Annotated in this window: 18 protein-coding genes; 5 read left to right on the top strand and 13 right to left on the bottom strand. The window is 68.0% G+C overall.

Annotated features, from left to right (window positions below):
• Nucleotides 1–6: 6 nt before the first annotated feature.
• The 5 genes from sucC to FB562_RS00070 form a co-directional block, all read right to left on the bottom strand.
• Entirely contained in the window at nt 7–1,176 is a 1,170-nt protein-coding gene (gene sucC, locus FB562_RS00090) for an ADP-forming succinate--CoA ligase subunit beta (RefSeq protein WP_141880998.1), read from the bottom strand.
• A 212-nt stretch (nt 1,177–1,388) separates the two neighbouring features.
• A complete protein-coding gene (locus tag FB562_RS00085) occupies nt 1,389–1,835 on the bottom strand; it encodes a MarR family winged helix-turn-helix transcriptional regulator (RefSeq protein ID WP_141879280.1) in 447 nt (148 codons plus the stop codon).
• Between the two features lie 27 nt (nt 1,836–1,862).
• Complete coding sequence (locus FB562_RS00080; protein ID WP_141879279.1) at nt 1,863–2,615, bottom strand: maleylpyruvate isomerase family mycothiol-dependent enzyme; 753 nt, start codon at nt 2,613–2,615, stop codon at nt 1,863–1,865.
• A gap of 58 nt (nt 2,616–2,673) precedes the next feature.
• A complete protein-coding gene (locus FB562_RS00075; RefSeq protein ID WP_141879278.1) occupies nt 2,674–3,516 on the bottom strand; it encodes a fumarylacetoacetate hydrolase family protein in 843 nt (280 codons plus the stop codon).
• Entirely contained in the window at nt 3,513–4,595 is a 1,083-nt protein-coding gene (locus FB562_RS00070; RefSeq protein WP_141879277.1) for a cupin domain-containing protein, read from the bottom strand. Before FB562_RS00070 ends, FB562_RS00075 begins: the two co-directional genes overlap by 4 nt.
• A gap of 149 nt (nt 4,596–4,744) precedes the next feature.
• Here FB562_RS00070 and FB562_RS00065 point away from each other — a divergent pair, with 149 nt between their 5' ends.
• On the top strand, nt 4,745–5,497 hold the full coding sequence (locus tag FB562_RS00065; RefSeq protein WP_141879276.1) for a hypothetical protein: 753 nt from the start codon (nt 4,745–4,747) through the stop codon (nt 5,495–5,497).
• Here the strand turns inward: FB562_RS00065 and FB562_RS00060 are convergent.
• The 6 genes from FB562_RS00060 to FB562_RS00035 all read right to left on the bottom strand — a co-directional run bounded on the left by FB562_RS00060 (nt 5,481) and on the right by FB562_RS00035 (nt 13,988).
• Complete coding sequence (locus FB562_RS00060) at nt 5,481–6,896, bottom strand: RNB domain-containing ribonuclease (RefSeq protein WP_141879275.1); 1,416 nt, start codon at nt 6,894–6,896, stop codon at nt 5,481–5,483. The two genes, FB562_RS00065 and FB562_RS00060, sit on opposite strands and share 17 nt — an antisense overlap.
• Before the next feature lie 176 nt (nt 6,897–7,072).
• Entirely contained in the window at nt 7,073–9,481 is a 2,409-nt protein-coding gene (locus FB562_RS00055; RefSeq protein ID WP_246081275.1) for a UvrD-helicase domain-containing protein, read from the bottom strand.
• Between the two features lie 61 nt (nt 9,482–9,542).
• A complete protein-coding gene (locus tag FB562_RS00050) occupies nt 9,543–10,346 on the bottom strand; it encodes a DeoR/GlpR family DNA-binding transcription regulator (protein WP_141879273.1) in 804 nt (267 codons plus the stop codon).
• A 4-nt stretch (nt 10,347–10,350) separates the two neighbouring features.
• Nucleotides 10,351–11,301 (bottom strand): amidohydrolase family protein, encoded by a 951-nt coding sequence (locus FB562_RS00045; protein WP_141879272.1) that lies wholly within the window; start codon nt 11,299–11,301, stop codon nt 10,351–10,353.
• Nucleotides 11,294–12,595 (bottom strand): MFS transporter, encoded by a 1,302-nt coding sequence (locus tag FB562_RS00040; protein ID WP_141879271.1) that lies wholly within the window; start codon nt 12,593–12,595, stop codon nt 11,294–11,296. The genes FB562_RS00045 and FB562_RS00040 overlap by 8 nt, the downstream gene beginning before the upstream one ends.
• A 40-nt stretch (nt 12,596–12,635) precedes the next feature.
• Nucleotides 12,636–13,988, bottom strand: coding sequence for a homoserine dehydrogenase (locus FB562_RS00035; protein WP_246081274.1), 1,353 nt, complete (start codon nt 13,986–13,988; stop codon nt 12,636–12,638).
• Between the two features lie 108 nt (nt 13,989–14,096).
• On the opposite strand from FB562_RS00035, the gene otnK reads away from it, so the two are divergent.
• On the top strand, nt 14,097–15,338 hold the full coding sequence (otnK, locus tag FB562_RS00030; protein ID WP_141879270.1) for a 3-oxo-tetronate kinase: 1,242 nt from the start codon (nt 14,097–14,099) through the stop codon (nt 15,336–15,338).
• Complete coding sequence (locus FB562_RS00025; RefSeq protein WP_141879269.1) at nt 15,335–16,006, top strand: class II aldolase/adducin family protein; 672 nt, start codon at nt 15,335–15,337, stop codon at nt 16,004–16,006. Before otnK ends, FB562_RS00025 begins: the two co-directional genes overlap by 4 nt.
• Nucleotides 16,007–16,012: 6 nt before the next feature.
• Here the strand turns inward: FB562_RS00025 and FB562_RS00020 are convergent, their stop codons facing one another.
• Nucleotides 16,013–17,041: a glycerophosphodiester phosphodiesterase family protein gene (locus FB562_RS00020; RefSeq protein ID WP_141880996.1), complete on the bottom strand. Its 1,029-nt coding sequence runs from the start codon at nt 17,039–17,041 to the stop codon at nt 16,013–16,015.
• Nucleotides 17,042–17,152: 111 nt separating this feature from the next.
• Here FB562_RS00020 and FB562_RS00015 point away from each other — a divergent pair, with 111 nt between their 5' ends.
• A complete protein-coding gene (locus FB562_RS00015; RefSeq protein ID WP_141879268.1) occupies nt 17,153–17,611 on the top strand; it encodes a zinc ribbon domain-containing protein in 459 nt (152 codons plus the stop codon).
• Nucleotides 17,612–17,743: 132 nt separating this feature from the next.
• Nucleotides 17,744–18,529: a Bax inhibitor-1/YccA family protein gene (locus FB562_RS00010; protein WP_141879267.1), complete on the top strand. Its 786-nt coding sequence runs from the start codon at nt 17,744–17,746 to the stop codon at nt 18,527–18,529.
• Between the two features lie 126 nt (nt 18,530–18,655).
• Here the strand turns inward: FB562_RS00010 and FB562_RS00005 are convergent.
• On the bottom strand, nt 18,656–20,165 hold a 1,510-nt coding region (locus tag FB562_RS00005), incomplete at its 5' end, for a (Fe-S)-binding protein (protein ID WP_185740403.1).

The following is a 20,165-nucleotide window of genomic DNA, read 5'->3' as shown; positions in this document are numbered from 1 at the left end:
CGTTCCTTACTTCGCTGCGTTGGCGAGCTCGGCGGCCTTGTCGGCGCCCTCGTCCATGGTTGCGGCCAGGGTCACGAGCGGGTGGTTCGCCTCGTTCAGGATGCGACGACCCTCCTCGACCTTGTTGCCGTCGAGGCGCACCACGAGCGGCTTGTTCGCGGCCGAGCCGAGCTCGGCAAGCGCGCCCACAATGCCCTTGGCGACAGCGTCACAGGCGGTGATGCCGCCGAAGACGTTCACGAAGACACTCTTGACCTGCGCGTCGTTCAGGATGACGTCGAGGCCCGCAGCCATCACCTCGGCGGATGCTCCGCCACCGATGTCGAGGAAGTTGGCCGGCTTCACGCCGCCATGCCTCTCACCCGCGTAGGCCACAACATCCAGCGTCGACATGACGAGGCCGGCACCGTTACCGATGACACCCACCTCACCGTCGAGCTTCACATAGTTGAGGTCGTTCTCCTTGGCCTTCGCCTCGAGCGGGTCGGCAGCCGACTTGTCCTCGAGCGCCTCATGCTTCGGGTGCCGGAAGCCGGCGTTCTCGTCAAGCGAGACCTTGCCGTCGAGCGCGATGATGTCGCCATCTTCGGTGAGCACGAGCGGGTTGACCTCGACGAGCGTCGCATCCTCACCCTTGTAGACGTCGTAGAGCTTCACGAAGACCGGCGCGACCTTGGCGACCAGCTCTTCGGGGAAGCCGCCAGCCCGGGCGATCTCCTCCGCCTTGGCCAGGTCGAGACCCGCGCGCGGGTTGACCTCGATCTTGGCGAGAGCGTCAGGCCGCTCAACGGCGAGCTCCTCGATCTCCATGCCGCCCTCGACACTGCACAGCGACAGGTAGGAGCGGTTGGCGCGGTCGAGCAGCACCGAGAAGTAGAACTCCTTGTCGATGCGAGCACCGGCGGCGATCATGACGCGCTTGACGACATGACCCTTGATGTCGAGGCCCAGGATCTGCTCCGCCGCCGCGAACGCATCATCCGCATTGTGGACGACCTTGACACCGCCCGCCTTGCCTCGACCACCGACCTTCACCTGCGCCTTGACGACGACAGTGCCACCGATCTTCTCAGCGGCGGCCCTCGCCTCCTCAGGGGTGTCGGCGATCAGGCCGGCAAGTACGGGAACGCCATAGGACTCGAAAAGGTCCCTGGCCTGGTACTCATATAGATCCACGCTGCTCATTCCTATCCGCGCGTAATTGTCTGGAAGTGGCGAAAGTCCATGCGGACCGAAAGAGCAGGGCCGCAGAAGTGTGCCTCAAGAAACTCTACCCGCACCCCACTGCGGGATTCCCCGAGAGAGGTCCGGCTCGGGGTGAAAGACTGGCGAATCTTTCACCGGGGTTGCTCGCGGGTGAGGTTTCGAGACGGCCGCGGGCGGCCTCCTCAACCAGCGGAGAGCGAGCGGGCCGTCTGCGTGTCGAGCAGGATGCCCAGCAGGCGGTTCAGCTCTGCGCGGTCACGCTCGTCGAGCCCGCCGACGAGGGCCTCGTTCACGCGCTCCGCATGCGGCAGCAGCGTCGCGAGCTCCTCGCTGCCCTGCTCGGTGAGGCTCAGGATGTTCCTCCTGCGGTCCCCTTCATCACGCACGCGCGCGATCAGGCCGCGGCGTTCCATCCGCAGCACGACGTCGGCGACGGTGGAACGGTCCAGCTGCAGCAGCGCGCCCAGTGAGCGCTGGTCGATACCCGGGTTGCTGGCGAGCAGGCTGAGCACGCCGAACTGCACGGAGGTGCTCTCCGTCAGGAGTTCCTGCTGCCACAGTGCGGCATGCAGCTGCTGGGCGCGACGAACCAGGTAGCCGGTGTAGCGCGCAAGCTCGGGTGACAGCATCCGATGATCCTAGGACGAGGCGGATGCTCAGAGCCACCGCGGCGCGACAGGCACGGGCCCGCCGCCCGAGAGCTGCAGCCCGGTGTTCGCGCGTCCGGTCTCCCACGCGAGGAGCTGGGCGGCCTCGCCGGTGAGCACCTCCGGCTCGGCGTCGGCTGCGTCATCGAGTCGCAGCGACAGATCGGGGCGGTCGGTGGCGCGCAGCAGCAGGTTGGGCACGGCGTCGCCGCGCGTCTTCCACAGTGCGACGACCTCCGGCAGCAGCCGGTCGACGAACTCGGTCGGCAGGTCGCGCACGCTCGCCCCGTTGCCGAGGTCGATCGCGTGCAGCCACACCTCGCGGGTGCGCATCCAGACCGTCTCGGAGACGGGGACGATGCGGCCCTGCGCCGTTCTGACCTGGCGACCCCAGGCATCCGCGGGCAGGTCACGCCATTCCACGTTCAGGTGCACGATCGCGTGGTCGCTGAGGTTGCGCAGCGCCCGCGCGCTGAGCGTCGCCCCCAGCTGGATCTCGTCGTTGCGCTGCTCGGGCGAGGAGTACATGGGCGTCTCGACGCCCGTCGCCGCCCACTCGGTGAGACGCGTGAGGGCGCGGGCGTTGTAGCCGACGTGCGCCGCGAGGTGGGCGCGGGTCCACCCGGAGAGGAGCGACGGCTCGTACAGCTCACTGTCGCTCAGCTCGTTGAGCTTGCGGGAGAAGAATGCCGTGCCGCGGCGCGCGAGCAGCAGGCCCGCCGCGAGCTTCGGGTCGTCGACGTTGTCGGTACGTGCGGCCATCAGAACTCCTTCGCTTGGTTGTCGGCCCGGATGCGACATCCGGGCCGACAACGGATGCCTAGACGGACTTGGCCAGGTTGCGCTGGGCGCCGAGCCCGTCGATCTCGGTCTCCAGGATGGAGCCGTCCTTCAGGTAGCGCGCGGGCTTGCGGGCGTGGCCGACCCCGCCGGTGGTGCCGGTCGCGATGACGTCGCCCGCGTTCAGCGTGACGATGTCGGAGATGTAGGAGACGAGCTTCTCCGGCGTGAACACCAGGTCTGCCGTCGTCGTGTCCTGCACGGTGTCGCCGTCGACGATGCAGCGCATGTCGGGGCCGAGCTGCCACTCGTCGGTCGTCACCAGGTACGGGCCGAACGGTGTCGTGTTCTCGAACGTCTTGCCCTGCAGCCACTGCAGCGTGCGGTACTGGTAGTCGCGCATGGTCACATCGTTGAGCACGGCGTAGCCGGCGATGTGCGCGGTCGCCTCGCCCTCGGTGACGCGGCGCGCGGGGGCGCCGATGATGACGGCGAGCTCCGCCTCCCAGTCGACCTCGTTCGAAATGGCGGGCATCTCGACGTCATCGAACGGGCCGATGAGCGCCTCAGGGAACTTGGCGAACAGCGTCGGATGCACCGGCAGTTCGCGGCCCATCTCCGTGATGTGGGTGCCGTAGTTGAGGCCCACGCAGACGATCTTGCCGGGCTTCGGCACGACAGGAGCCCAACGCTGCGGCTCGATGTCGGCGAGCGCATGGCTCGCACCGGATGCGGCTGCCGCGGTGTCGCGCCAGCCTTCCGTCGCGAGCAGGGCACCGACATCCGTGAATCCGTCGATCTCGACGGCGGCGTCACCGTCGATGCGGACGGCGACGGTGCTGCTGCCGGGGCGGGCCTCGGCGCGGAGTGTTGCGAGTTTCACTTGTTCTCTCCAGGGATGTAGGTGCGGTTGAAGTGGAGGCGCTCCATGACGGGCGCATCCGAGAAGCGGAACAGGTCGAACTGCTCGCCGTTGGCGTGCAGTGACCACGGTACCCACGAGGGGACGACGAAGAGGTCGCCCTTCTCGAGCTTGTGTTCGACGTCGCCGAGCACCGCGGTGCCGGAGCCCTCGAAGACCTGCCAGACGCTCGATCCGACCTCGTGGCGGGTCTGGGTGGCGGCGCCGGCGCGGAGTCGGTGGAATTCGGCGCGGATCGTCGGCATGACGTCGCCGCCTGTCGTCGGGTTGGAGAACCGCACGGCAGCATGGCCCTGCTCGACGGTGGCCGGGTGGCCCTCGTCTTCGAGCAGGAGCTGCTCGGCGAGCGCGCGGTCGGTGTACTCCCAGCGGTAGGCGGGGATCGGCGACGACACGAGCGGGTCGAGGCTCGAGAGCGGGCGCAGGCCCGGGTAGGCCCAGAGCCGCTCGGATCGGGAGATGTCGGGCGTCGCGTAGTCGGTGACGCGCTCGGAGCCGAATTCGAAGAAGCCCACATCCATGTAGTGCGAGAGCGGGATGTCGAGGCCGTCGATCCACGCCATCGGCTGGTCGGTCTCGTTGTGGTGGCCGTGGAAGTTCCACCCCGGCGTGAGCAGGAAGTCGCCGCGGCTCATGCGCACAGGGTCGCCGTTGACGACCGTCCACACACCCTCACCCTCCACCACGAAGCGGAACGCGTTCTGGCTGTGACGATGCTCGGGGGCTGTCTCGTGGCCCTCAAGCCACTGGATGGCCGCCCACAGCGTCGGGGTCGCATACGCGGTGCCGGGGAGGCCAGGGTTCGCGAGGGCGATGGCGCGCCGCTCGCCGCCGCGCCCGACGGGCACGAGATGGCCGGCGCGCCGCGCGATGTCGTGCAGCACCTTCCAGCGCCACACGAAGGGGATTGCAGCGGGGCTCGGCTGCAACGGCATGAGGTCGCCGAGCTGCGTCCACAGCGGCGTCATGTTGTTCGCCTCGAAGTCCTTGTACAGCTGCTCAAGCTCCGGGGTGTCTGCGGTTCCATCCATCTGCTGCATTGCAGTCGTCCTCTCCGACGCGGCATCGCCGCCGATTAGTCAGTACACCAACTATATTCGCCGTCTCGTGATCTGTCACCCTCTATTTCTCGACGGGCGCGCATCCGGAGCCTGTCGACGCCCCGCAACCGCCGCCCTAGGCTGGAACGATGACCCCGGATGCCGCGCACGAGCTACAGAGACTGCGCGCCACCGCTTACGGTCGCACCCGCAACGCCGACGACGAACAGGCCGCCGCTGACGCGCGGCTCCGGCTGCAGGAGCTTGCGGCGGCGACGCCCACAGACGCAGACGCAGACGCAGACGCAGCCGCAGTCACCGAGCCGGATGCCTCGGCGCCCGAAACCGCAGAGCAGCCCTGGCCCGCAGAAGAGCCGACGACAACCCCGCCCAAGCGCAGGCTCTGGCCGCGCATCGCCATCGCCGCCGGCATGGTCGCCTGCTTCGGGCTCGGCTTCGCCGTCGCATCCGTGGCGCAGCAGCATCCGGGCGCGCCTGAGGACCTTGGCGCAGTGGCGGCACCTCCTCCCGTCACCGACTCGCTGCGCCCGCAACTCAACCCGGCCGAGCAGGCCGCCGCCGACGAACGCCTCGCCTCGGCCCTCGCGCTGCTCGACCGCCCCTGGACGAGCAACGATCTCACCATCACCCCTGAGCTCGCGGAATCAATGTCCGTCATTCCCGAGTCTGTGCGACTCGTCGACGCGACCGTCAACGGCAACGCCTACGCGGTCCGCAACACGGACGGCGACATCTGCCTGCTCGCGACAGACGGCTCGGCAGGGTGGGCGCTCTCCTGCATCCCCGAATCCGAGTTCGGCCCCAACGGCGGCCTCGCCATGGGAATGAACTCGGTCGATGTGAGCTGGGATGGCCAGCAACTGGTCAGCGCGGAGCGGTGACTCTGAACAGCACGGTTCCGGATGCCACATCCGCCGTCACGAGGGTCGCCGTCACCCGCTCGCCCGCCGTGAGCGCGCCATCGCAGCGGGCCGTGACGGCCGGGTCCAGCAGCTGGATCGTGCCGTGCGAGTCGTTCGCCGACACCACGACGGCGTCGAAACTCTCCGCCACCCGGTCGGCCAGCACCGCCGCCTCGACGATCGCGATGGCGCCGCTGTCGACCCGGGAGGCGAGCCGCCCCGATTCGGCCATGATCCCGGGGAGGCTCGCAAGGGCATCCGTCACCCACCCCGGCACGGGCCGCCCCTGAGACACGGCCTCGCACACGAGCAGCACGAAACGGTCGACCAGCCGGCGCAGCGGCGCCGTCACATGCGCGTACGGCGCACCGATGGCCGCCTGCACGACAGTCGCAGGGTCGACCGGCCCGTCGAGCACCGTGTACCCGGCCCCACGAAACAGCTTCGCCGCCGCCTGGATGATCGCCGGCGTCACAGGGTCATCCTGCGGCAGGGTGCGCAGGTACTCGCCGTACGCCATCCCGGTCGGCCACTCCCGGCCGAGCGCCGCCACCTGGATGCGGAACGCCTCGATCACCTGCGCGTCGGGCGCCGGCATTGTGCGCAGGATGCCCACCCCGGCCGACAGCATCATGTCGGCCGCCGCCATCCCCGTCATGAGTGACAGTTGCGCATTCCAACCCTCCACCGGGAGGGTCGCGCGCCGCACCAGCCGGTAGTGGCCGCCCTCCTCCACGATCTCCTGCTCAGGGCGGTTCAGGCTCGCCCCGCCGCGCTCGCGCTCCAGAGCGATGCGCAGCTCGCCCACCTCCTGCAGCAGCGACAGCAGCTCGTCGCCGCCGGCATCCACGTGGGCCTGAGCCTCCTCATACGACCCCTGCCAGGTGCTGCGGATGCGCGCCCGCCGCAGCGAGGCATCCGTCACCCTGCCGGCATGGTCGAGCTCGAAGCGCCACACGAACGCGCCCCGCTCCTGACCCTCGAGCAGGCTTGCGGCGCCCTCGCTGATGACGGGCGGATGCAGCGGGATGCGGCCATCGGGCGCGTAGATCGTCTGGCCGCGGCGTCGCGCCTCCGCGTCGACCGCCCCGCCGGGCGCGACGAACGCGGGCACGTCAGCGATCGCGTACAGAACGGTGAAGCCGTCGCCGGCGCGCTCGATGTGCAGCGCCTGGTCGAGATCGGTGGAGCCCGCCGGGTCGAGGGTCACGAACGGCACCCCGCTCAGGTCGTCGTCGGGCATTTCTGCCGCGTCGACTGCTCGCCGGGCCTCCGCCTCGACAGCCTCGGGGAAGGCATCCGGCAGATCCGTGCGCAGGCCGGCCAGGGCATCCGCCACCTCGCCGCCGACATTCGATCGCAGTTTTGTGAGCGGCATGGGATCCACGTTACGGGCCGCGGGTGACGTTGTGCGGGTTTTGTGTCGTTGTGCGCGTCAGGGCACGCGCAATGACACAAAACCCGCACAACGATGGCGGATGCCCGCGGCGCGCAGAGAGTTACAGCTTCTCGATGGGGATTGGCGCGAAGCGGCAATCAGACAAGAAGGCGAAGCTATAGCTTCTCAATCGGAGAAATCTTGACGAGGAGACGCTTGCGGCCGGCCGTGTCGAACTGCACCTCGGCGATGCTCTTGGCGCCGTTGTCGGTGACGGATGACACGCGCCCCTCCCCGAAGTCGTCGTGGCGGATGCGGTCGCCTACGGCCAGCTTGAGGTCGCCGTTGTCGCGCACCGTGCTGGTGACGCGGTTCGCCCACTGGGTCTTGTTCTCGGCGTTCTTGGCCGCGCGGGCCAACGCCGTCGCGCTCGGGCCGGTCGAGAAGCCGTAGCCGGAACCGCCGCTACTGAGGCCCGAACCGGAGGAGCCGAGCTCCCCGCGCCGCGCGTTGATCGCCCGCGGCTGCGTGCCACCGCGCGAGTTGGCCATGCCCGGCGACTGCCGCCAGTCGATGAGCTCGGTGGGAATCTCCTGCAGGTAGCGGCTCGGCATGGCCACGTTGACGTCGCCGAACTGGGCACGCGTCATGGCGAGTGACAGGTAGAGGCGCTGGCGGGCGCGCGTGATTCCCACATAGAAGAGGCGTCGCTCCTCGGCCGGGCCGCCCGGTTCGCCCGCCGACATCTGGTGCGGCAGCAGCCCCTCCTCCACGCCGGCGAGGAATACGGCATCGTATTCGAGGCCCTTCGCGGTGTGCAGCGTCATGAGCGAGACGGTTCCGCTGGAGTCGTCAAGGTCATCGGCGGCCGCCACAAGCGACACCTCGGTGAGGAAGTCGAGCAGCGTGCCCTCCGGGTTGCGCGTGCCGAACTCCTTCGTCTGCGCGAGGAGCTCTTCGACGTTCTCAGCCCGCGCCTCGTCTTGCGGGTCTCGTGACGCGCGCAGCGCATCCACGAATCCGGTCTGCTTGAGCAGCCCTTCGAGAATGTCGGCCACCTTCGCGGTCTCGACCACGAGGGTCGCCTGGTCGAGGGTCGCGGCGAGACCCTGGATGGCGGCCGTCACCTTCGGCCCGAGCCCCAGCTCGTCGACCTGTCGCAGCGAGTCGCGCAGCATCTGCTCGTTCTTGTCGGCATGGTTCTGCAGCGCCGCCTCGGTGGCCGGGCCGATGCCGCGCTTGGGCACGTTCATGATGCGGCGCAGGGCGAGCGGGTCGGCCGGGTTGGCGACGGCCGTGAGGTACGCCATGACGTCCTTGATCTCGGCGCGCTCGTAGAACTTGGTGCCGCCGAGCACGCGGTACGGGATGGCGGAGCGGATGAAGATCTCCTCCAGCGCTCGCGTCTGCGCGTTGGTGCGGTAGAACACTGCCATGTCCTTGTAGTCCATGCCGCCCTCGTGCAGCACACCGATCTCGTCGGCGATGAACTGCGCCTCGTCGTGCTGGCTGTACCCGGTGAAGCCGACGATCTTCTCACCATCGCCGACCGTCGTGAAGAGGTTCTTCTCCTTGCGGTCGAAGTTGTTGGCGATCACCGCATTGGCTGCGCTCAGGATGTTCTGGGTCGAGCGGTAGTTCTGCTCAAGCAGGATCACGGTCGAGTTGGGAAAGTCGCGCTCGAACTCGACGATATTGCGGATGTCCGCCCCGCGGAACGCATAGATGGACTGGTCGGAGTCGCCGACGACGGTGAGGCTCGCGCCCGGGATGCCGCCGGTGGCGTCGCGCTGCGAGCTGCGGTAGCCCTCGCCCGCCTCCAGCTCGGCGGCGACATGCGCCTCGACGGGCCTGGTCAGTTCGCGGATGAGGGAGTACTGGGCGTGGTTCGTGTCCTGGTACTCGTCGACGAGAATGTGCCGGAAGCGCCGCTGGTAGACGGCCGCCACCTGCGGGAACGCCCGGAACAGGTAGACCGTCTGTCCGATGAGGTCATCGAAGTCGAACGCGTTCGCCCGCTGCAGCTCGCGCGTGTACGTGCGGAAGATCTCGGCGAACACGCGCTCGGCCGGGTCGTTGAAGTTGGCGTTGCGGGCGTAGGACTCGACGTCGTTGAGCTCGTTCTTGAGGCGGGAGATCTTGGACGCGACAGAACTGACCGTGAAGCCGAAGGCATCCGCATCGAGCTCCTTGATGATGCGCTTGATGAGTGCGCGCGAGTCGGCGGAGTCGTAGATGGTGAAGTTCTTGGTGAAGCCGAAGTTCTCGGCCTCGCGGCGCAGAATGCGCACGCAGGCGGAGTGGAAGGTGGAGATCCACATGCCCTCGGCGGCCTGCCCGATGAGACCCTCCACACGGTCGCGCATCTCGGCGGCGGCCTTGTTGGTGAACGTGATGGCGAGGATCTGGCTCGGCCAGGCATCCTGATTCTGCAGCAGGCTCGCAATGCGGCGCGTCAGCACGCTCGTCTTGCCGGAGCCGGCACCCGCGAGAATGAGCAGCGAAGGGCCGCGATAGTCGACGGCCTGCCTCTGCTGCGGGTTGAGGCCGTCGAGGAGGTCGGGAGCGGTGGGGATGAAGGTCATGTCCCGCCCAATTGTAGGCGGCACCACCGACCCCGCAGGAGTGCCGACGGATCGTCGCTCGCTATTCCGCCGGGGGCGCGAGCGTGAGCTCGACATCGAGGGCGCGGATGCCCTCCGCGGCCCCCTCGCTCAGCTCGGAGTCGGTCACGATGGAGCTGAACTCACGCAGCTCGACCGCCGAATACATGCTGAAGGTGCCGTACTTGGAGCTGTCGGCGACGAGCACCGCGTCGGAGGTCGACGAGATGGCCGCCATCTTCACCTCGACCTTGCCCGGCGACGGGGTTGTCACGCCGTGGTGCATACTCCACGAGCTCGCGCTGATGAAGGCAAGATCGGTGTTGAGCCGTGCGAGCGTGCGCGCCGCTATCGTTCCGACGGTGGAACGGTTGGCCCATTCGACCTGACCGCCGATGTGCACGGCCTCGACGCCGCCGAGCAGCGACAGCTCGTCGACGATGGCGAAGTCATTGGTGATGACGGTGAGCCCTGTGAGGCCCGCGAGGTGCGGGACGATCGCGAGCGTCGTTGTTCCCGCATCCAGATAGATCACCATCTCGTCGCGGATGAGCCCGGCGGCGACGCGTGCGATGCCTGCCTTTCGCTGCGGCTCGAGCGCCGACTTGTCGACGCGGCTCGGTTCGGTACGCACATGGCTCGCCAGCCGCACGCCGCCCGGGATGCCGAGGGCCTTCCCATCCGTCTCCAGTGCGGCGATGTCTCGCCGCACCGTCATATGGGAGACCCCCAGCATCTCGGTGAGCTGGTGGACGCTCAGAACCTGCTCCCGGTGCAGCTGGCGCAGTATCTTCTCCCTACGCTGCTCGGGAATGAGCGGCGCTTCCGAGGTCGGGTTCTGGGCCATTCGCCTAGAGTACTGAATCGCCCACGATCGGCGTCGGCCGGTACACTCGCGCCGCCGTATCGTGGAAGAACGCGCGCTGCTCAGATGCCGAGAGCACGCTCGTGATCTCGCGGTAACCGTCGAGCAGCCCGCGGTATGTCGTGAACATGCCGTCGACCGGAAAGTTGCTGCCGAACATGACGCGCTCTGCCCCGAAAGCGGCAACCATGTCGAGCACGACGCGGGCGTTGAGGTCGACACTCCACGGCACGCCTTCGACACAGAGCCCGGATGCTTTGATCACCACATTCGGAAGGGCGGCGGCCGCGTCGATGGCTGCGCGCCATCCTGCGAGCGTTTCCGGCTCGCGGTCGAGCAGCACGCCGGAGTGGTTGATCACGAGGGTCGTGGCCGGGAAGTCCTTCGCCAGTTCGACGGCCTCGGGAAGGTTCCACCACGGTGTCTGCAGCTCGAAGTGCATCCCGTGCTCCTCGAGGAGGGCGTAGCCAGCCCTCCACGCGTCGTCGCTCATGAGCGTGCGCTCGCTTCCGACGGCAGCGAGTGTCGCTGGGCCGCCGGGCTTGTGCCGAACGCTGCGCACTATGCCCGTCGCCGCGTAGGAGGAGAGGACTTCGGCCAGATCCGGCGCGTTCAGCCACGCCTGCGCGGCCATCGCCCCCGGCACGCCTGTGGTCGCACTGATCTCACGGATGTACTCGACCTCGCCGAGAGGGTCGCTCGGATCCCATTCGGCTTCCATGTACACGCTGGCTTCGACCGGCGTGCCCTCGATGTCGTCGAGGAAGTCGGCGGCCAGATAGTCGTGCTTGATGGCGCTGTAGTCACCGTAGCGGTGTGCCACTTTGCCCTCGGGGGTCAGCCAGGGGTGGAGGTTGCGTCGGAGGTCCCAGACGTGGTGGTGGGCGTCGATGACGGGTCCGTCATAGCCCGCCGCCGCGGCATCCGTCTCAGGCATGCGCCAGTTCCTTCTCCTGCGTGTCGCTCTTCTTGGTGCCGTTGAAGTTGATCGACAGTGAGCCGACGAGGTAGACGAGTGCTGCCCCGGCAAGGAAGATCAGCACCGCGGTGTAGCCGCCCGTGATCTCGAGGAGGACTCCGGCCACGATGGGCACGATGATTCCGGCGGATGTTCCGGCGAAGTTCATGACGCCGCCGACGAGGCCGACGCGGTCAGGCTTGGCGAGCATCGCCGGGATGGTCCAGTAGAGGCCGCCGAACAGGTTGAAGAACACGCCGACGCAGAGGAGGGCGACGGCGACTCCCGCATCCGACACCATCGGAAGCGCGACGAGCGCGGCGAGACTCAGTGCCCCGGAGCCTCCGAAGAGGAGCTTGAACGAGACGTTGCGGGAGAAGCGCTTCTGGAGCTGGTCGGCGAGGAAGCCGGAGAGGATTTCTCCGATTGCGCCGCAGAGGAAGATGAGGAAGATCGCGAAACCCATGGCCTTGAGGTCGAGCCCGCGGGCCGCGCTCAGGTAGCTCGGGCCCCAGGTGACGAGACCCCAGAAGACCATCGCCCAGGCGAGACGACCGATGACCATCGCGACGATGTTGGCTTTGCTCAGGCCAGGCTTCTCACCCTCGGCTTCGGCCGGGACCTCGATGAGGGCGATCTCCTGCTCGTTGACGTGCGGGTGCTCGTGAGGCTTGTTGCGGATGTAGAGGGCTACGAGGATGCCGATGACGATTGTCGAGACACCGATGATGAGGAAGGACCAGCGCCACGACCCGGTGGTCGAGATCAGCCAGGCGATGAGAAGGCCGCCGATCGCGGCACCCAGCGGTGCCCCGGAGTCGATGAGCGTGACGCCACTGGCGCGACGCTTGGGCGGCATCCAGGCTGCGACAAGCTTGCTCGCGGACGCCATGTAGGGCGCCTCGAATGCGCCGAGTCCGACGCGGGCGAGGATGAGCATGACGCCGTTGACGGCGAGGCCGGCAAAGGCGGTGAAGGCACCCCAGATGGCGGCGGCGACGCCAATGACTCGGCGCGGGCCGAATTTGTCAGCGGCGAGGCCTCCGGGGATCTGCAGCAGGCAGTAGCTCCAGAAGAAGGCACTGAGGATGACGCCCTGCATCGTCGGGGACAGGTGGAAGTCTTCTGTGATCGATGGCAGCGCGACACCCAGGGCGGCGCGGTCGATGCAGTTGATCGTGTAGAACACGAACAGCACGACGACGATGCTCCAGCGGACGCTCGTGGCCTTGCCTGTGGCTCGAGGCTTGGTGGCCGTGGCTGATGAACTCATAATGCTCCTTTGCAGATGGATTGGGGGTCGGTGAAGTGGTTCAGGATGTTGTGGAGGCGGCGAGCAGAACGGGGTCGTAGCCGCTCACATCGTCGATGGCGATGAGTTCGCCCGCTCGGATGTCTCGCACGGTCGTGGCGAACGAGAGCACGTAGAGGGGTGCTGTGCCCACCGGCACTGTTCCGCGCTCGACGAGCACGGGGTTCACACCCGCGACATCGTGGTGGTGGCCGCCCATGCTGAGAACTGTTCCGGTGGGAAGGTCGCGAGCTGCGCGCCCGGCGAGAAGGGTGTCGCCGCGCGCCTGCGAGTAACCGGTCGCGAGCCCGAGCCGCGCGATGGCGAGCAGCGTCAGCGGGGTTTCGATGCCCATGAAGTGGTACGGCAGGTAGATGGCGGCGTAGCGCTCGTTGCGGCTGACGACGTGGCCTTTCTCGGCAAGGATGCGCCAGGTGGCCGAGTCGTGGGTGCGCACGACGACGAAGACGCCGCCGGCGAAGCTGGCCTCGCCGCGCAGGCGGAGCGCGCTGAAGACGTCGATCCGTCCGGGCGCGGAGAGAATGCCTCCGTCTTCTTGGAGCGAGTAGATGTCGGCAAGTTCGGCAGTGCGGGCGACGGGGTAGTGCAGCCGTTCGACGTCGGCCGAGAAGCCCCCGTTGGTGGCGACGACCGCCATCTCGCAGTAGTCGGCGGTTGCGCGGCGGTTCAATGCCTCGACCACTTCGGCCCTCTTCGCGAGGGTCTCTGTGACGCTGGTGCCGAGGTCGAGGTGGTCGAGCATCCCGGAGCCGTCGATCGTCTCGTCGAGTTGGCTGAGCTGGCCCGTGTCTGGGTCGAGCACGAGGTCGTATTCGCTGGATTTGCCGACGGCGACGATGTCGAGGCCGAGCGTGCGCACCCAGCTGATGAGGCCGAGGAGGTTCGCCGGCTGGTCTCCCCCCGCGAGTGTATAGACGACGTCGTTGCGGGCGGCCACGCGCAGCAGGTGGCTGCCGGCGATCGAGTCGACCTCTTTGCTCACCATGGCGACGTGGTGGCCCGATTCGAGTGCCGAGAGCGCCGCTTGGTAGCCGATGGCCGGGTTTCCGGTGGCCTCGACGAGGATGTCGAAACCGAGTTCGCCGATCGAGGTCACATCGTCACTGAGGATGATCGCATCGGAGGGGGCATCGGATGCTTCGGCCGCCAGGACGAGGCGCTCGGCGGGGTAACCCAGCTCGCTGAGTGTGGCGCGCAGCCCTTCGAGGTCGAGGTCGCACAGGATCGCGGGGTGAAGTGAGGGCACGAGCAGCAGCTGCGCGAGCAGGGTACGCGCATAGGCGCCGTTCGCACCGGTGAGGGCGATCCTGATCGGGGCACCGTCGGCCTCCTTCAGGAGGGCTTCTATATTCACTGCGATTCCTTATGTGTTCGGTTGAGAGACAATAACCATAAATTCACACGACTTGCAAACAGAATCACAAATCGTCACATGTTAGTGTGAATCGACTTAGGAGAGACCATGCAACTTCTCGGCTGCATTGCCGACGACTTCACGGGCGCAACCGACATCGGGGCCGCCCTCGTGAAGGCCGGATACCGCACCGCCGTCACGATAGGACACGCCACCGTCGAGTCGGCCGACAGCGTCGACGCGGTCGTCGTCGCCCTCAAGACGCGCACCACACCCGTCGACGACGCCGTCGACGCCAGCACCGCCGCCTACGACGCCCTCGTCGCGGCGGGAGCAGACCGCTTCTACTTCAAGTACTGCTCCACCTTCGACTCCACAGAGACCGGCAACATCGGCCCCGTCACGGATGCCCTCCTCGACCGTACCGGCGCAAGCACCGCCATCATGGTCCCCAGCTTCCCCGCCAACGGCAGGACCGTCTACCAGGGCCACCTCTTCGTCGGCGACGCACTCCTCAGCGACAGCTCCATGCGCAACCACCCGCTCACCCCCATGACCGATGCGAACCTCGAACGCGTGCTCGCACCGCAGACGAGTCGGCCGGTGCGCCGCATCGGGCTTGCCACCGTGCGCGGTGAACAGGATGCGCTCACCGCCGCCATCACAGAAACGCCAGGCCTCGTCATCCTCGACGCCATCGACGACAGCGACCTCGCCAGGATCGCCGCCGCAACCCCGGCCGAGGTACTGCTCACGGGAGGCGCCGGACTCGCCGCACAGCTCACGCCGAAAGAACCGCGTGAGGCGGCAGGCGCCCTCACGCCCACGCCCGGCCGACGACTCGTCGTCAGCGGGTCCGCATCCGAGGCGACGCGCGGCCAGGTGAGCGCAGCATCCGATCGGATGCCCTCCCTCCACCTCGACCTCGACGCGCTCGGCGAGCGCTTCGATGCAGAGATCGACCGCATCCTCGACTGGGCTGAAGACCACTGGGCTGCCCAGCCGGATGCCCCCGTGCTCGTCTACGCGACAGGCTCAGCGGCAGACCTCGAGGCGACGGCGACGACGCGGGAGGAGGCATCCGAACTCATCGAGGCGGCACTGGCCCGCATCGCAAGCCGCGGGGTCGACGCCGGCGTACGCCAACTCATCGTCGCCGGCGGCGAAACGTCAGGCTCCGTCGTCTCCGCACTCGGCATCACCGAGTTGCTCATCGGCCCAGAGATCGCCCCCGGCGTGGTCTGGGCGAACGCCACAGTCGACGCGGGCCCGACCATCTCCATCGCCCTCAAGTCCGGCAACTTCGGATCAGAAGACATGTTCAGCACAGCCTGGGAGCACCTCGCATGACAGACAAGAGAAACCGCCTCATCGAGGCGGGCCGCGAATTGGTCGACGCCGGCCTGAGCCCCGGTCGTTCCGGCAATATGAGCATCCGCGACGGCGACACCATCCTCATGACCCCCACCAACTCGAGCCTCGGCTCGCTGCGCGCCGATGAACTCTCCGTTGTCGCACTCGATGGCACCCACCTCGACGGCCCTCGCCCCTCCAAAGAGGTTCCCCTGCATCTGGCGATGTATGCGCGCGACCCCCGCGACACCGCAGTCGTGCATGTGCACTCGGCGAGCGCCACCGCACTGTCCTGCCTCGAACCGTGGAGTGCGCACACCGCCATCATGCCGGTGACCCCCTACCTGCTGATGAAGGTCGGCCAGGTGCCGCTGTTCCCGTACTTCGCGCCGGGCGATCCGCGACAGGCAGACGCCATCCGCAGCAGCCCGCTCGAGTTCCGCGGGGCGCTGCTCGCCAACCACGGCTCCATCGCCGCGTTCCCCACCCTTGCCCAAGCCCAGACTGCCGTCGGCGAGATCGAGGAGGCGGCACAGACCGCACTCCTGCTTCACGGGCGCCCCTACCGGTTGCTCGATGACGCGCAGATCCGCGAACTCACCACCGCCAACGGCACGCCCTGGACACCAGCGCAGGCCCGCGAGGGTGTCGCGACGACGGTGTAGCAGCGGTCAGAGCCGCGCCCGCGCCTCGATCGCCAAGTCGGGCTGGTCGGCGAAGACGCCGTCGATGCCCGAGGAGAGGATCAGCTGGAACTCCTCCAGCCAGTTGCCCCAGCGGGCGGCGCCGCCCGGCCTGCGCAGGTTCTTGCCCAGAAAGCGGTTCTCCGCACGCAGGGTCCAGCAGAACACGGTCAGCCCGTGGGCGTGCGCCCGCTCGACGATCGTGCCCAGCCCCAGGGTGTTGCCGTCCGCATCCGCTCGCAGCAGCATCCGCTTGTCGACACTGATGCCGTCGACGAGCAGCGCCAGCTCGGCCAGCCCGTTCGGGGTCACATCGTCGGCGTAGGCGCGGGCGGCGTCACCATCGCGGGCGACCCTGTCGGCGGGCGCCCCGCTCGCCTCCACGAGATACACATACGATGCGCGGATGCCTCGGCCGCGGATCAGATGCAGCACATCGAGTTCGAAGCTTTCCACGGTGAGGCGCTCGTCGTTCGCCCACCCGGCCTGCCGAAGTTCGGCCGCGAACAGCTCGTCGAGCGGCAGCCCGATCGACTCGAAGTAGGCGGCGTGCTTGATCTCGGCGACCAACCCGACCGGCCGACCGGCCGCATCCAGCATCGCCAGCAGATCGGTGAGCCTCAGGATGCCGTCCGCACCGTCGAAGGTGGTGCTCGCATCGCGCAGCTTCGGCAGCCGCTCGCGCACCCGCAGCGTGCTCAGCTCGGCCCACGTGAAGTCCTCCGTGAACCAGCCGGTGAGCGCGATGCCGTCGATCGTCTTGGTGGCCCTGCGGGACGCGAACTCCGGATGCTCGGCAACATCCGTCGTGCCCGAGATCTCGTTCTCGTGGCGCAGCACGAGCACGCCGTCGCGGGTCGGCACGATGTCCGGCTCGACCGCGTCGGCACCCATGGCGAAGGCCAGCTCGTAGGCGGCACGGCTGTGCTCCGGGCGGTAGCCGCTCGCACCGCGATGCGCGATCACCAGCGGGCGGGATGCTGGGCCGAGCGACGGCCTGGCCGGATGGCGCGCCACCTCACCGTGGGGGCGCTCCTCGATGGGCTGCCCGGTCGTCGCGTTCTCGTCATCCACAGTGCAACGCTACGGCCATTCCCGCGCGCCGCCAATCGTTGCTAGCCTGCCAGAATGCCCACCTGCCCCAGCTGTGCCCGGCAGCTCTCGCCCGAATGGAAATTCTGCATTCACTGCGGCGCAGACCTGAGCGCCGCAGAGCCCGCCGCCCCCATCACGGATGCGCCCGCGCCCCTCCTCGAGGTGCCGGTCGCGGATGCGCCAGTTGCTGATGCGCCAGTTGCGGATGCCCCGCTTGCGGATGCCCCCACGAGCGTCGCCGAGATACGGGAGGCCATTCAGGGCGAGACGGTGCCCGCGGCCATCCGCCCGGAACCGGCGCAGACCGCATCCGACACTGCTGGCGACGCATCCGAAACGCCCGCCGCCCCCGCGAGCCGCAGGACCGCGCAGAAGACGGAACGGCAGAAGACGAAACTCGACGTACCGCTGCTCATCGGCGTCGTGCTGGGCATCGCCGGCGTCGCCCTCATCGTCTACATGGGCATCGAACTGTTCGGGCCCGGCCGCTGACCGACGGCGGATGCGCATCCGTTCGCAGGCATATTCGCAGCTTCCCGCAGGAACAGATTCGATAGCCTGAAGGTTGCACCCACAGACCGGCACTCCCACCAACGCAGCCGGCCGACCCAGGAGAAGACCATCATGGCCAACCCCGCATTCAGCAACTCCCCCGCCTTCGCCTCCGGCGCCAAGGCCGCCAGCTACACGAAGCCCGTCTCGAGTGAAGAGCTCGACGCCATGTACGGCCGCCCGTCGGCCACGCCCACCGACACGGGTCGCATGAGCTACGAGGACACCATCGTGAAGACGCTCATCGCCTTCGCGGTGCTCGTCGCCACGGCCGTCGTCGGCTGGATGGTTCCGATCCTGATGATCCCGGGTGCCATCGCCGGCCTCGTGCTCGCGCTCGTCAACATCTTCAAGAAGCAGCCGTCGCGCGGGCTGATCCTCGCCTACGCGGCCGCAGAAGGCCTCTTCGTCGGTGGAATCTCCTACGTTTTCGGTAGCGGCTTCGGCTACGACATCGTGCCGCAGGCCGTGTTCGGAACGCTCGGCGTCGTCGGCGTGACGCTCGCCCTGTTCCTCAGCGGCAAGGTGCGCGCCACCCCCAAGATGACGAAGATCTTCCTCGTCGGCATGGTCGGCTACGCCATGTTCTCGCTCGTCAACTTCGGCCTCGTCGCATTCGGCGCCACCGAAAGCATGTTCGGCCTGCGCGACGCGAACCCGATCGTGAGCATCGGCCTCGGCATCCTCATCGTGCTGCTCGCCGCATACTCGCTCGTCATGGACTTCGAGAATGTGAAGACCGGCGTCGAGCGCGGCGCCCCGCGCGTGTTCGGATGGCAGGCCGCGTTCGGCATCATGGTCACCGTCGTGTGGCTGTACGTCGAGATCCTGCGCCTCCTCGCCATCTTCCGCGACTAGCGTTCGCTTCGCACAAGGGCCGTCCCGTTCGGGGCGGCCCTTTCGCGTTGCGCCCCGCCTCCATCCGGCTCAAGTACGGCAAACGGCTGCTCCGGCCGACTCGCTGGTCGAGGTGGTGCCGACGGGCTACAGCGCCTCCGCGAGGAGCTCCGCCAGGTGGATGCCGCGGGTCGCGCCCAACTGGTCGGCCTGCGTGCGGCACGAGAACCCGTCCGCAAGGAACACCGTCTCACTCGCCCGCGTGCGCAGCGCCGGCAGCAACGCGTTCTCCGCGACGGCGACCGACACCTCGTAGTGCCCCTTCTCCATGCCGAAGTTGCCGGCCAGCCCACAGCATCCGGCGAGCGCGGTGACGGATGCTCCGAGCCCCTCCAGCAGGCGGGTGTCAGCGTCGAAACCCATGACGGCGTGCTGGTGGCAGTGCGGCTGCACGAGTACATCGGTTCCGTCGAGGCGCGGCGGCGACCAGCGCGCGCCGGGGCCAATCGGTTCGGGCGCGGCGAGCAGTTCGGCGAGCGTGTGGGTTGCCGCGGCGACTCGGGCGGAGCGCGGGTCGTCGGGCAGCAGCTCCAGCAGATCGGAGCGCAGCACGGCCGTGCACGACGGTTCGAGCCCGAGGATCGGCACGCCCGCGTCGACATACGGCGTGAACTCGTCGAGCAGCGCGGAGAGCTTCGCGCGGGCGGCCGTCAGCTGGCCGGTCGTGATCCAGGTGAGCCCGCAGCAGACCGGCTTCGGGGTGACAACCTCGTAGCCTGCCGCCTCGAGAACGGCGACGGATGCGTGCGCGATCGACGGCGAGAAGTTGTCGCTGAACGAGTCGGCCCAGACGAGCACGCGGGGGGCTGGGTTTCGAGACGATCGCGCCAGAGCGCGATCCCTCAACCCGCGAGTAGTGGGCAACCCGCTGGTCGAGGTGCCGCCCTCTAGGGCGGCAGTCTCGAGACCGGCGCGCGAGTTTTGGGTGGGCTGGTTTCGAGACGATCGCGCCAGAGCGCGATCCCTCAACCCGCGTGGGGTGCGGCGGCTCCTGCTGAACGACACGTCCGCGAAGCGCGGCACGCTGCGGCGCGCATCCATTCCTCCGGCCCACAGCACGAGCCGCTGCAGGGGCCGCCACTGCAGCAGCGGGTTCAGGATGCGGGCGAACGGCGACGCAAGGCGCGCCCACCGCGGCAGCCAGCCGAGCACGTAGTGGGTGACCGGTCGCATCCGCCCCTCGTAGCGTCTGAACAGCGCCTCCGACTTGTAGGCGGCCATGTCGACGCCGGCCGGGCAGTCGCTCGCGCAGGCTTTGCATGAGAGGCACAGGTCGAGCGATTCCTGCACTTCGGGTGACTGCCATCCGCCGGTGACGAGGGTTCCGTTGGCCATCTCCTGCAGCACGCGGGCGCGGCCGCGAGTCGAGTCCTTCTCGTCACCCGTGGCGAGGTATGACGGGCACATGAAGCCGCCGGATGCCGTGTTGTCGGCCCGGCATTTGCCGACTCCGACGCAGCGGTGCACGGCTTTTGTGAAGTCGCCGCCGTCGTGGTCGAGGGCGAAGCCGCGCACCTTCGGCAAGGGCAGCGCCTGCGGTCGGCGCAGGTCGGCGTCGAGCGGACGCGGGGCGACGAGCACGCCCGGGTTGAGGAGA

This window comes from Homoserinimonas aerilata (assembly GCF_006716125.1).
Classification (GTDB): domain Bacteria; phylum Actinomycetota; class Actinomycetes; order Actinomycetales; family Microbacteriaceae; genus Homoserinimonas; species Homoserinimonas aerilata.
This window is presented reverse-complemented; position numbering and strand designations above follow the sequence as displayed.